Consider the following 12726-nt stretch of genomic DNA (forward strand, 5'->3'; position numbering starts at 1 on the left):
CGTCAGAGCACTCCGCCCGCCTCGTCCTGGAACGCGTCCGTCCAGTAGTGGCGGACCGTTCTGCCGGCGGTCAGGCCCGTCGGGTCCACCGTCGACAGGACCTGGAGCATCGTCATGGCCAGCTGGTCGTACGTGTCGGTCGTCAGCTCGTGGTCGGACTGGGCGTCGATCGCCCGCTCGCGGTGCAGCAGCCAGAGCGTGAAGGCCAGGGTCGAGACGTCCGTGTTCAGCGGGAACAGCGTCGCCTCGGGCTCGCTCCAGTTCAGGACCGCGCCCGTCGCGCCGTCGACGACCAGGCTGTTGTCCTCGACGAGGTGGCCGAGGCGTATCAGGCGGTGGGCCCCGGCGGGCAGTTCCGCCGGGGCGTCGGTGTCGGCGTGGTACTCCGCGAGCGTCGCCAGCGGGACGTCCGTGTCCAGGGAGAAGACGTGGGCCTCCTCCGGGAGGCCCACCTCGCGCAGGAAACGGCGGGTCGGCTCGTGCGTGAGGGTCGCGGGGAAGTCGACGTCCTCGAAGCGGGCCACCTTGCCGGGGCCGAACTCCTGGTCCAGGAGGCGGTGCGGAAGGTCCAGGGACAGGCCGGACGCGCCGCCCCGGCCCGCGACCAGGGAGAGCGGGCGGATCAGCGCCGCCATCTTCCAGAACGGGGCCGGCTCGCCGTCCGCCCCGTCCCGGAACACCGCCAGCAGATGCCGGGAGGCCTCCGCCACCGCCTTCGGGCCGAAACGGCCCGCGTAGGAGGCGAACTGGCCGCGCAGACCCGCCAGTTCGTCCGTCGCCTCGGCGAAGCGCACCAGCGTCCGCAGCGACGGCGCCAGGGGGCGACGGTCCATCAGGTCGGGGCGGTCGTGCAGGAGGTACGTCGTCGAGATCTCGCCCGTCGCGCCGTCCAGCAGGACCGACTCCGTCTCCAGGCCTCCGGGGCCGAGCAGTCCGCCTATCACGAGCTGCTCGCGCAGCTCCGCCGACAGCCGGTCCTCCGGATCGCCCGTCGAGTCCGCTACCGTGCGCAGCCCTTCCCGGCCCAGCCCGGCGAAGCTCAGCACGCCGCTGTCGCACGGCAGTCCGGGCCCGGTCAGCCAGTGCCGCGTCGACGCGTGCGTCACCCACGGATCCAGCTCGGACTCGGTCAGGGTGATCACCGCGGAACCGGTGTCGGTCGTACTCATGGGCTCCCCCGCATGTGCTTGCTCACCGTCCCCTGGCGGAGCACGGCAGTCCGCCCGGCCAGGCCCGGCAGCCGTCCCCCACTGCCCAGAACAGTACGCCCCACCACTGACAACGCCCCGGAACAGCGACGCGCCCGGCGACGGCGCGTCCACCCCATCAGACGCTCGGAGCACCCCCGCGCGTTCCCTTTCCGCCGAAATCGCTTTCATCCTCTGGCGCAGCGTCAGTTTCATGCGGGCGGAGCGGAGTCCGGTGCGCGGGGTCCGGGCCGCCCCGGGGCGGCACCGGCGTCAGGACCGTTCCGTGACCACCGCGGCCTGGGGGCGGATCGGCAGGCGGTTCACGGGGCGGCCCGTGGCGGCCCGTACGGCGGACGCGATGGCCGCCGGGGACGTCACCACCGGCACCGCGCTGACCGCCTTCGCCCCGAAGGGGGCGACGACGTCCCGCTCCTCGACCAGCCTGACGATGCGGATGTCGGGCGCGTCGAGGGCCGTCGGGAGGGCGTAACCGGTCAGGTCCGGGTGGCGGATCAGGCCGCGCGGGGTGCGGAGGTTCTCGGTCAGCGCGATGCCCACGCCCTGGGTCACGCCCGCCTCGATCCGGGCGGCCAGCTGGGCCGGGTTCAGGACCCGCCCCACGTCCTGGGCGACGGCCAGTTCCACGACCCGTACGGAACCGATCTCGATGTCGACGTCCACCACCGCGCGGATCGCGCAGAAGGACATGCCGACGAACGCGTCGCCCTGGCCGGCCTCGTTCAGCGGCTCGGTCGGGTGCGGGCGGCACTGGGCGGTGGCCCACAGTTCCTTGCCGTCCAGCGCCTCGGTGACGGTCGTCGACAGGACGCCGTCGTACGACGTGATCTTGCCGTCGGTGATCTGGAGCAGCTCCGTGGACATGCCGAACTTGTGGGCGAGCGGCTGCAGGAGCTGCGTGCGGACCATCTTGGCCGCGCGCTCCACCGCGCCGCCCGACACCCAGGTGTGCCGGCCGCGGCAGCCCGCGCCCGCCGGGGGCTGGTCGGTGTCGACCGGCGCCACGTGCACCTCGTCTATGCCGAGCGTCTCCTGCACGATCTGCCGGGCCAGGGTCGTGAAGCCCTGACCGGTCTCGACGGCCGCGCACAGCACCGTCGCCACGCCGTCGTGGACCTTCACCGTCGCCGTGGAGACCTCGTCCGCGCCCTCCGCGCCGAGCATGTGCACCATGCCCACGCCGTAGCCCACGCCCCGGCGCACCGCGCCCGGTTCGCCCGCGCCCTCGGGGCCGCCGGGCAGCAGCCACTCCTCCTCGGGGGTGTCCTTGGGCAGCGGCGGGAGCGGGAAGTCCCGCACGGCCTGGAGCAGTTCGGCGACCGGGGCCGGGCAGGTCACGGTCTGGCCGGTCGGCAGCACGTCGCCTGTCGCCATGGCGTTGCGCAGTCGCACCTCGGCCGGGTCGATGCCGAGCTTCTTGGCGATCTTGTCCATCTGCGCCTCGTAGGCGGCACAGACCTGCATGGCCCCTTCGCCGCGTACGTGGCCGGACGGGGGGTTGTTGGTGCGTACGGCCCAGCCCTCGATGAAGGCGTTCGGGACGACGTACGGGCCGCAGGCGAACGCGACGGCGGCGGCCAGGGCGTCGGCGGAGGTGTCGGCGTAGGCGCCCGCGTCGAGCAGGATCTGCGCCTCCACCTTCACGAGTCTGCCCTCGGCGTCGGCGTGGTGGCGGTAGCGCAGCAGGGTGGGGTGCCGGTGGGTGTGCCCGAGGAAGGACTCCTCGCGCGTGGCGGCGAGTTTCACCGGGCAGCCGGTGCGCAGCGCCAGCAGGCCGAGCGGGAGCTGGAAGCTCTGGTCCTCGCGGTCGGCCGTGGCGCCGGGGACACCGGTGACGACGACCTTGACCCGCTCGGGTTCCAGGCCGAAGGCGGCGGCGGCCGTGTCGCGGTCGGCGTGCGGGTCGGTGGAGGCGAGGTACAGCTCCACACCGCCGTCCGGGCGCGGTACGGCCAGGCCCGCCTCGGCACCGATGGGCGCGGGGTCCTGGCGGCCGATGCGGTACAGGCCCTCGACCACGATCTCGCCGGCCGCCTCCGGGTCGCCGTGGCGCAGCGGGATGTGCCGGATCAGGTTGCCGTCGGGGTGCAACGGCTCCGCCTCGAAGGCCTGCTCCGGGTCGGTGACCGGATCGAGCACCTCGTACTCGACGATGACGGCGGCGGCGGCCATGCGCGCGGTGTCCGGGTGGTCGGCCGCGACGGCGGCGATGGGCTCGCCGTGGTGGCGTACGACCTCGGATGCGAAGACCGGACGGTCGGCCTTGCCGCGGCCGTGCAGCGGGCTGCCGGGGACGTCCTCGTGGGTGACGACGGCGCGAACGCCGGGCATCTCGCGCGCGTGGGAGGTGTCGATGGAGACGATGCGCGCGTGCGGGTGCGGTGAGCGCAGCACGGCCGCCCACAGCAGGCCCTCGGCCCACAGGTCGGCGGCGTACGGGAACGTGCCCTCCGTCTTGGCGCGGGCATCCGCGGCCGGGAGGGAGGCGCCCAGGCCGTGCGGCAGCGGTTCGGGGGCAGGGGCGGCCTCCGCGGCCTGTGCGGCCTGAGCGGTGGCTGCTTCGTTGCTCACGCGGGGCCTCCGTCCTGGCCGTAGGGCTGGTCATGGGGGTCTGGAGTGTGCGGGTCCGGAGTGTGCGATCCCGGGGGCGAGCCGAAGGCCGACGCGTTGACGCCGCCGGCGCCCGGGCCCGCCTGGTGCGGGATACGGGGCCCGTCGGTGTCGCCGTCGGCGGGCGCGCTGTGTGCCTCGCGTTCGGCGACGACCTCCTTCACGGCGTCCACCACGCCCCGGTAGCCGGAGCAGCGGCACAGGTTGCCGCACAGCGCCTGGCGGGTCTCCAGCTCGGTGGGCGCCGGGTTGCCCTCCAGGAGGTCGTGCACGGTCATCGCCATACCGGGTACGCAGAAGCCGCACTGCACGGCGCCGCAGCGCGCGAGCGCCCGCTGCACGTCCGACGGCCGGCCGTCCTCGGCCAGGCCCTCGACGGTACGGACCTCGCTGCCGGCGGCGGTCACGGCCGGGACCAGGCAGGACGCGACGAGCCGCCCGTCGACCTGGACGTTGCACGCACCGCACTCGCCCTGCGAGCAGCCGTCCTTGGCGCCCGCGAGGCCGAGCCGCTCGCGCAGCACGTACAGCAGGGACTCGCCGATCCACGCGTCGGTGACGGGGCGGTCGGTGCCGTTGACGCGCAGCACGTAGGAGGCGAGGGGGTGTTCCTCCTGCGGGGCGGTGGAGGGCGCCTCCTGGGACGCCTCGCCCTCGGTGTCGCCCGAGTCGTGCGAGACGGCGGACGGCTCCTGCGGGGCCGGGTCGTTCGGGGTCTCGCCGTCGGCGGCCTCCGGCCCGGCGTCCGGGTCCGCCTCGGCCGGGAGGGGCCCGGCGGACGACTCGGCGGGGGCGTCAGGGCCCTCTGCGGCCTCTGGGGCGTCCTCGGCGGCCTCACCGTTGCCGGGAGCGCCCTGTGAGGCTTCCTGGGCGGCCTGCGGGTGCAGGGCGGCTTCCCCGTGCGCCTCGGGCGCGGGCTCGCCGGGGGTCTCCTCCGGGGCCTCGGGGTACGGCTGGGGGGACGCGGACCGTTCGGGAGCGTGCGCGGGGCCGTGCGCCGGGCCGTTCGCGGCTGCTCCGGGGTGTTCGGGTGCGTCATCGGCGGCAGCGAGGTGCTCGGCCGGCTCACCGACGTGCCCCGACGGCTCGGGAGCGTGTCCGGGCGTGCCGGAGGGCTCCGGGCCGTGGTGGTGCGTGAAGGCGTGCGGCTGCGGGCGGTGTTCGGTGAAGTCGGACGACTCCGAGCCGTGGTCCGCGAAGCCGGACCGCTCCGCCCCCTGGCCGGGTACGCCATGCGACTCCGGGCCGTGGTCGGCGTAGGCCGGCTGCTCCGGGTGGTGGTCGGCGAAGGTGGACGGATCCGAGCCGTGGTCCGTGAAAGCCGACTGGTCCGATCCGTGGCGGGCCACGCCGTGCGACTCGGAACCGTGGCCGGGTGCGCCGTGCGCCTCCGGGCCGTGGTCCGTGAAGCCGTGCGGATCCGTGCCGTGGCCAGGTGCGCCGTGCGCCTCGGAGCCGTGGCCGGGTACGCCGTGCGGATCCGGGCCGTGGCCAGGTGCACCGTGCGGATCCGGGCCGTGGCCAGGTGCACCGTGCGCCTCGGAGCCGTGGCCAGGTGCGCCGTGCGCCTCGGAGGCGTGGCCGGGTACGCCGTGCTGCTCGGAGGCGTGGCCGGGTGCGCCGTGCGACTCCGGGCCGTGGTCCGTGAAGCCGTGTGGATCCGGGCCGTGGTCGGTGAACGCCGGCTGCTCCGGCGCGTGGCCGGCGAAGTGGGACCGCTCCGGCCCGTGGTCGGTGAACGCCGACTGCTGCGGCGCGTGGCCGACGCCCTCGGGCGGGTGCGGCGCGTGACCGGCGCCGGGCATCTCCGGCCCATGGCCGCCCGACCCGGACGACTCCTGCCCGTGACCGCCGACCCCCGACGACTCCTGCCCGTGACCGGCGAAGCCGGACGACTCCGGCGTCTGTCCCGCACCCTCCGGCCACTGCGGCGCGTGACCGGTGCCGTCGGGCTCTCCCGGGGCGTGGCCGGCCGCCGGGTCTGCCTCCTGCGGCATGGGCCCGGCGGGCTGCTGATCCGGGGCGTGGGGGTTCCGCGCGCCCGGCTGCGGTGCGTACCCGGAGGCCGGTCCGGCAGCACCCGGCTGCCCGTGTCCGTGCCCCTCGCCCTGCTCGTGCCCGTGCGGATATCCCGGCCCGGGCCGCTCCTGCCCCGCCGTGTCCTGCGGGTCCTCCTGCCCCCACGGCCGGCCCGCCGCCTGGGTCGCCCACGGTGCGGGCGCGCCGCCCGGCAGCGTGGGCGGCGGGGTGCCGCCCCACTGTTCGACGAGCGAGGACGTGGTGAACTCGCCCGACTCGTCCGGAAGGTCGCCCCCGGCGACGGGGATGGACCACTGCCCGGTCACGTCATGGCCGGGCGCGGTCTCCGCCGCCGCGGCATCCTCGAAGTGCCACTGCCCGGTGGCTCCCGGGTTGTACGTGAAGCGGTCGTTTCCGCCGTGCCGCCCCGCCTGCGCGTCGGAGCCGTACGGCGTGCCCGATCCGTACGGCGCCTGCGAGCCGTACGACCGCTCCCCCGTGTCGTGTCCGGACTGCTGGTGACCGCCCTGCTCGTGGCCCTGCTGGTGTGCCGCGTGCGGGTCGTGCCACTGGGCGCCGTCGACGGGCACGCCGGGCACCGGCCACCCGCCCGGGGCCGCCGGGTCGGTCCCGGCGGTCGTGGGGGGGTCGACCGTTATCTGCGGCGGTACGTAGCCGTGGCCGGGCGCGGCGAGGGGACTGTCGGCGGCCAGCAGGGCGTCGACGCCCCCCTCGGGGAGTTCGACGAAGGCGGTGGCGCCGTCGTCGTACTCGCCCTGGGGCAGCGGGTCCCAGCGGCTCCCGCCCCGGGGCGTGCCCTCTCCGTGCTGGTCGTCGGTCACGACAGCGCCCTCCCCAGTGCTCGTCGGGCCAGCGCGGCGACGGTGCGCCGCAGGTGCAGTACGGCAGGCGGAAGCTGCGGTACGGAGCCGTCCTCGGCCGGGGCCGCGTCGGGGATGCAGGCCGCGGCGACGTACTCCCCGAAGGCGTTCAGCGCCTCCGGCACGAGCGCGCGGTTGTTGTCCCAGTCGATGAGCCGGCCGACCCACTGCTCGGCCTCCAGGGGCCGCAGCGGCATCGGCGCTATGGCGCCCACCGCGCAGCGCACGCCCCGGCGCGCGGGGTCCAGGACCAGGGCCACGGAAGCCACCGCGCGCCCCGGGCCGGTACGGCCGGTCGCCTTCAGGAAGACCTGCGGGGCGTGCAGCAGCGGCACGCGCACGTAGCCGATGAGTTCACCGGCGCGCAGCATGTCCATCCCGGCCAGCAGGTGTGACACCGGGAGTTCCCGGCGGGCTCCGCCCGGGCCCGCGATGATCAGGGTCGCCTCCAGGGCGGCCAGCACCGGCAGCGCGTCCCCGGTGGGGGCGGCCGAGGCGATGTTGCCGCCCAGGGTGCCCGCGTTGCGGATGTGCGGCGGGCCCGCGGCGCGCGCGGCGGCGGCGAGCGCCGGGATCAATGCCGCGAAGTCGGGGCGGCCCATGCGCGCGTGCGTGAGGCCCGCGCCGAGCAGCGCGTGTCCGTCCTGGTACTGCCAGCCGCGGATCTCGCTGATCTTGCCGAGTCCCACCAGCGCGGCGGGCCTGAGCTGCCCGGAGTTGACGGCGGCCATCAGGTCGGTGCCGCCCGCGACGGGCACGGCGGCGGGCACGGCGGTGAGTGCCGCCACGGCCTCGTCCAGCGTCGTGGGCAGCGTGACGGCCTGCGCCGCCTGCGGTGCGTGCGTGGTCAAACCGGCTGCCCCTTCCCGCTGCCCCACCTGGTCCCACCTGTGCTGCCGTACGGTACGTGCTGACAGGGCGGACGTGGCAACTCTGGCACATCTTGGCGAGAGCCGAAGACACGGGTCCGCTAGGAGGCATTCGCCCACCTCACCGGAGAGATGGTCCGTTTTCGCACGGGTTCGCCGGTGCGTGTCGATTGGCACTTTCGGTGACCCTTGTGCGCATTTTCTGTGGCCTGTTCGAGCTGTTCGGTGGCGGGGCCGGTTGCTACCGGTGGGGCGGCGGGCCGTCGATCGGGCGGCCCAGCACCCCGGGGCGCCGCTGCCAGGGCAGCGGTCCGGTGGGTGGCCGGTAGGCGACGCCGAGGGCGTCGAGCCGCCGGTAGTGGGCGGCCATACGGCGCTCGAAGCCGGCGAAGTCCCGTTCCGCCGGGACCGGCAGGGCGCTCCAGGCGACCTCGGCGAAGGCCGCGAGCCGGGGGAACGTCTGGTAGTCCACACGTGCGGGGTCCTCCATCACCTCGGTCCACACGTTGGCCTGGGTGCCCAGCACGTGCCGGGCCTCCTCGGGCGTCAGCTCCGGCGGCACGGGCTCGAACCGGTAGACGTCCTCCAGGGTGCGCACCCACCCGATCGGTACCGGCTCGTCGGGGCCCGGGTCCTGACGGTGGTCCAGATACACCTGCTGCTCGGGGCACATGACGACGTCGTGGCCGGCCCGGGCGGCGGCGATGCCCCCGGCGTAGCCGCGCCAGGAGGACACGGCCGCGCCCTTCGCGAGCCCGCCCTGAAGGATCTCGTCCCAGCCGATCAGCCGGCGCCCGCGCGCGGAGAGCCACGCGTCGAAGTGCCCGATGAACCAGGACTGGAGCTCGTCCTCGTCCGCGAGGCCGAGTTCCCTGATGCGCGCCTGGGCGGTCCCGGACCGCCGCCACTGGTCCTTGGGGCATTCGTCGCCGCCGACGTGGACGAACTCCGACGGGAACAGCTCCAGCACTTCCTCGAAGACGCCCTCGTAGAAGCGCAGGGTGTTGTCAGTGGGGGCGAGTACGTTCGGGTTGATTCCCCAGGTGTCCCAGACGGAGAGGGCGGTGGTGTCGATGACGTCGGTGTTGCCGAGTTCCGGGTACGCGGCGATGGCGGCCTGCGAGTGGCCGGGTACGTCGATTTCGGGGACGACGGTGATATGCCGCTCGGCGGCGTAGGCGACGATCTCCCGGATGTCGTCCTGGGTGTAGTAGCCGCCGTGCGGCTTCTCCTCCCACAGGGGTGAGGCCCGGTGGCCAGTTTTCGTCCGGGCCCGCCAGGAGCCGATCTCCGTCAGCCGTGGATGCCGCTCGATCTGGATGCGCCAGCCCTGGTCGTCCGTCAGATGGAAGTGGAAGACGTTGAGTTTGTGGGCGGCCATCAGGTCCAGGTAGCGCAGGACGCCGTCCTTGGGCATGAAGTGCCGGGCCACGTCGAGCATGAGACCGCGCCAGCGGAAGCGGGGGGAGTCCCGGATCTCCGTCAGGGGCAGCCGCCACGTACGGCCGGGAAGGGGTGCGCGCCGGAAGGCGTCGGAGCCGAGAAGCTGGCGCAGCGTCTGGGCGCCCCAGAAGACACCGGAGTGCGAGCCGCCCTGGATGTGGACGCCATGGGGGGCGATGACGAGGCGGTAGGCCTCGGCGTCGAGTCCGGGACGGACGGACAGATGGAGGACGTCGTGCTCGTCCCCCTTCTTGGGCGGCAGCGCGAGTCCGGTCGCCGGGCCGAGCGTCGCGCGCAGCCATCGCGCGGTGTCCTCGGTGCCCGGCCCGGCCTCGATGCCGAAGCCGTCGCCGAGTTCGAAGAAGCCCGTGGCCCGCTCCATCTGGTGAGGTGCCGGAATGAGATCCATGAATGATCAGGCCTTTCAGTCCTTGACCGCGCCGCCCAGCCCCGACACCAGCCGTCGCTGCACGAGTACGAAGAAGATCAGCACCGGAATCGTCATCACCGTCGATGCCGCCATCACGCCGCCCCAGTCCGGGTCGTCGGGCTTGTAGAAGACCAGCAGCGCCATCGGCAGCGTCGACTGGGACGTGTCACTGATGATGAACGACTTGGCGAAGAGGAAGTCGTTCCAGGCGGAGATGAAGGAAAACACGCTGGTGGCCACGAGCCCCGGCAGGACGAGCGGGAAAAGGATCTGCCACAGGAATCGCGCCCTGCTCGCCCCGTCGATGTAGGCAGCCTCCTCCAGGGCCTCCGGAACGGCTTTCACGAACCCCCGCAGCATCCAGATCGCGAAGGGCAGCGAGAAGGCGATGTGGGGCAGGATCAGCGAACCGAGCGTGTTCAGCTGACCGAAGTCCCGCATGAGGAAGAAGAGGGGGATCGTCAGTGCCTCCACGGGCACCATCTGCGCCACCAGAAACATGATCAGCAAGGTGGTCCGGAGGCGGAACCGGAATCGTGTCACGGCGGTCGCGGCGAGAAACGCGATCAACGCGGAGGCGATCACGACACAGCCCGCGACGACGAGGCTGTTGAGGAAGTAACGGCCGAATTCCTGCTGCCCGAAGACCCGCCGGAAGGAGTCCCAAGAAGGCGCGAGCGTCCACGGCCTGGGCTCGCTCGACTCGATCTCCCCGGCCGGTTTGAAGGCGCTGAGCACCATCCAGTAGAGGGGGAAGGCGACGACGACCGCGACCAGCAGAGCCGAGGCCTCGGCGGCCAGCCGCCCCGGGCGGCGCACCCGAACGCGAAGCGGGTTCACAGTTCCTCCCCCTGCCGGCGCAGCAGCCGCAGGTACACGAGCGTGACGGCGAGCAGGATCAGCAGCATCACCACGCCGATCGCCGAGCCGAGGCTGTACTGCGAGGACGCGAACGCCTGTTGGTAGGCGTAGACGTTCAGGACCAGGTTCTGGCCCGCGATGCCGCCGCCGCCCGTCATGACGTAGATCTGGGTGAAGACCTTGAAGTCCCAGATGACCGACTGGATGGTGACGACGACCAGGATGGGCCGGAGCATCGGGGCGAGTACGGAACGCCAGATGCGCCACTGCGAGGCACCGTCCAGGGCGGCGGCCTCCAGCACTTCGGCCGGTACGGCGCGAATCCCCGCGTAGACGGTCACCATCACGAACGGGAAGGAACACCACACCACTTCGAGCAGGACGAGGAAGAAGGCGCTGAGACGCCCGTACGTCCACGAGTGGTCGCCGAGTCCCAGCATCCGGTTGACCGGGCCGAAGTCCGGGTCGAAGAGGAACAGCCAGACCGTGGAACCGGTCACGGCCGGGGTGGCCCACGCGCCCAGGGCGGCCAGCATCAGCGCGAGCCGCGGTACGGCCCGGACGCGCGTGAGCAGCACGGCGAGAGCACAACCGACCGCGAGCGTGGAGACCACACAGGCCGCCGCGAACAGCACGGTGGCGAGCAGCACCTGCCAGAACTGCGGATCCCCGAACAACTCGGCGTAGTTCGCGACCCCCCGGAACCGGGTCGGTTCCCCGCCACTGACCTGGGCCTGCGTGTACTCGAAGAACGAGATCAGCCCGAGCTGATAGATGGGGTAGAGGAGCAGCCCACCGAGCACGACGAGCGCGGGCGCGAGATACAGCCATGGTGTCCAGCCGCCGGACACGAGCGGGGACCCGCCGGCCGCGCCCCGACGCGCGGCGCGGGCCTCACTTGAACCGTCCGCCGACGGAGAGCGCCCCGCGGTCGGCCCCACCGGTGCGGTGACGCTCACCCTGCTGTCGTTCATCCGGCTCACCCGGCGGAGCCGAACGCGGTGTTCATCTTCTGTGCGGCGTCCTCGGACGCGGCGGTCACGTCCTTCTTGCCCGTGATGATCTCCTGGAACATCGTGGGCAGAACGAGCGAGGAGTCGATCTGGGCCCAGGCGGGTGAGGCCGGGACGAACTTCGTGCCGGCCGAGAGGGTCTGCACGAAGGGCTTCACGAACGGTTCCTCCGCCGCGACCCGTTGGCGGACGTCCGTGAAGGTCGGCAGGAAGCCCATCGCGTCGAAGAGTTCCGTCTGGGTCTTCTTGGAGGCGAGCTGCTCCATCAACTGGACCGCGAGCGTGCGGTGGGACGTGCCCTTCAGGACGCCGATGTTGTTGCCGCCCGCGAAGGCCGGTGCGATCGAGCCGGGCTTCACGCCCGGCAGCGGGACGACGGCGTACTTGCCCTTGACCTTCCCGGCCTCGACGGCGGTGTGGCTGAAGTCGCCGCCGATCGCCATGCCCGCCTTGCCCGCGGCGAAGGCCGAGATCGTGTCGTTGCCGCCCATGCCCGCGCACTTGGCGGCCGGACAGTTGTCGGCGCCGAAGAGGGACGTGTACGCCTTGATGCCCTTCTGCGCCTGAGGGCTGTCGATGCCGGAGGCGTAGGAACCGCCCTTGCCGTTCGCGAGTTCACCGCCGTTGGCCCAGACGAAGGGCATCGCGCCGTAGGTGTAGGCGCCGCCGACCACCAGCCCGTACAGCTCGGGCTTCGCGGCGCGTATCTTGCGGGCGGTGGAGGCCAGTTCGTCCATCGACTTCGGGACGGACAGGCCGAGCTCCTTGAACACGTCCGTGCGGTAGTACAGGGCGCGGACGCCCACGTAGAAGGGGGCGCCGTAGACCTTGCCGTCGACCGTCACCGACTGCTTGGCCGTCGGGTCGGTGTCCTTGGCCTCGCTCCAGTCAGCGAACTCCTTCGTGACGTCGAGGAGTCCGCCGTCCTTCACATACCCGGCCGTGTCGGTGTTGCCGTACTCCATCACGTCGGGAGCGGAGGCGGGGTCGTTGAAGGCGGCCTTGACGCGCTGGGCGCGGGTGTCGACCGGGATGTACTCGACGTCGACCTCGGTGCCCTTGTGGGCCTTCTCGAAGGCGGTGACGACGGAGTCGACGGCCTTCTCCTTGGGGGTGTTGCCGACCTCCTGGAAGAGCCACACGCGCAGCGTGCCGGTCTTCTCGTCCTTGTCGGAGGAGGAGTTCGTGGCGGTCTGGGGCGCGCAGGCGGTGGCCAGGAGAGCGGCGAGCGCGGTGACGGCGGTGAGCCCGGTGCATCGGACGGACAGCTTCATGGAGTGCTCCTCCGAAGGAGTGTTGCAACATGCGCAATGAAGGTTTCGCTGTGCACAACACCTCGGAGGCTAGGGACTGCATGAACACGCCCACAAGAGGTCTCAACCACTCTGTGAC

At 72.7% G+C, this 12726-nt stretch carries 8 protein-coding genes; all 8 read right to left on the minus strand.

Annotation, left to right across the window (positions count from 1 at the left end; all coding sequences use genetic code 11):
• Positions 1 to 2: 2 nt before the first annotated feature.
• Positions 3 to 1169, minus strand: coding sequence for an SUKH-4 family immunity protein (locus ACH4G3_RS10135; RefSeq protein ID WP_397624012.1), 1167 nt, complete (start codon positions 1167 to 1169; stop codon positions 3 to 5).
• A 291-nt stretch (positions 1170 to 1460) separates the two neighbouring features.
• Positions 1461 to 3779: a xanthine dehydrogenase family protein molybdopterin-binding subunit gene (locus ACH4G3_RS10140; protein WP_397624013.1), complete on the minus strand. Its 2319-nt coding sequence runs from the start codon at positions 3777 to 3779 to the stop codon at positions 1461 to 1463.
• Complete coding sequence (locus ACH4G3_RS10145; protein ID WP_397624014.1) at positions 3776 to 6679, minus strand: 2Fe-2S iron-sulfur cluster-binding protein; 2904 nt, start codon at positions 6677 to 6679, stop codon at positions 3776 to 3778. The genes ACH4G3_RS10140 and ACH4G3_RS10145 overlap by 4 nt, the downstream gene beginning before the upstream one ends.
• Complete coding sequence (locus tag ACH4G3_RS10150; RefSeq protein WP_354736491.1) at positions 6676 to 7569, minus strand: FAD binding domain-containing protein; 894 nt, start codon at positions 7567 to 7569, stop codon at positions 6676 to 6678. Before ACH4G3_RS10150 ends, ACH4G3_RS10145 begins: the two co-directional genes overlap by 4 nt.
• Positions 7570 to 7828: 259 nt before the next feature.
• Positions 7829 to 9439: a beta-N-acetylhexosaminidase gene (locus ACH4G3_RS10155; protein WP_397624015.1), complete on the minus strand. Its 1611-nt coding sequence runs from the start codon at positions 9437 to 9439 to the stop codon at positions 7829 to 7831.
• Positions 9440 to 9454: 15 nt separating this feature from the next.
• Positions 9455 to 10300 (minus strand): carbohydrate ABC transporter permease, encoded by an 846-nt coding sequence (locus ACH4G3_RS10160; protein WP_397624016.1) that lies wholly within the window; start codon positions 10298 to 10300, stop codon positions 9455 to 9457.
• Positions 10297 to 11295 carry a carbohydrate ABC transporter permease gene (locus ACH4G3_RS10165; protein ID WP_397624017.1) on the minus strand — a complete coding sequence of 333 codons (999 nt, stop codon included), beginning with the start codon at positions 11293 to 11295 and terminating at the stop codon, positions 10297 to 10299. The genes ACH4G3_RS10160 and ACH4G3_RS10165 overlap by 4 nt, the downstream gene beginning before the upstream one ends.
• 5 nt (positions 11296 to 11300) lie before the next feature.
• Complete coding sequence (locus ACH4G3_RS10170) at positions 11301 to 12608, minus strand: extracellular solute-binding protein (RefSeq protein ID WP_397624018.1); 1308 nt, start codon at positions 12606 to 12608, stop codon at positions 11301 to 11303.
• Positions 12609 to 12726 lie beyond the last annotated feature (118 nt).

Origin of the sequence: Streptomyces afghaniensis, assembly GCF_044327915.1 — a bacterium.
GTDB classification, from domain to species: Bacteria; Actinomycetota; Actinomycetes; order Streptomycetales; family Streptomycetaceae; genus Streptomyces; species Streptomyces afghaniensis.

What these genes read in the sequence shown, in the direction of transcription:
- ACH4G3_RS10170 (WP_397624018.1), bottom strand. Translation starts at nt 12,608, where the DNA reads ATGAAGCTGTCCGTCCGATGCACCGGGCTCACCGCCGTCACCGCGCTC.
- ACH4G3_RS10155 (WP_397624015.1), bottom strand. Translation starts at nt 9,439, where the DNA reads ATGGATCTCATTCCGGCACCTCACCAGATGGAGCGGGCCACGGGCTTC.
- ACH4G3_RS10135 (WP_397624012.1), bottom strand. Translation starts at nt 1,169, where the DNA reads ATGAGTACGACCGACACCGGTTCCGCGGTGATCACCCTGACCGAGTCC.
- ACH4G3_RS10165 (WP_397624017.1), bottom strand. Translation starts at nt 11,295, where the DNA reads ATGAACGACAGCAGGGTGAGCGTCACCGCACCGGTGGGGCCGACCGCG.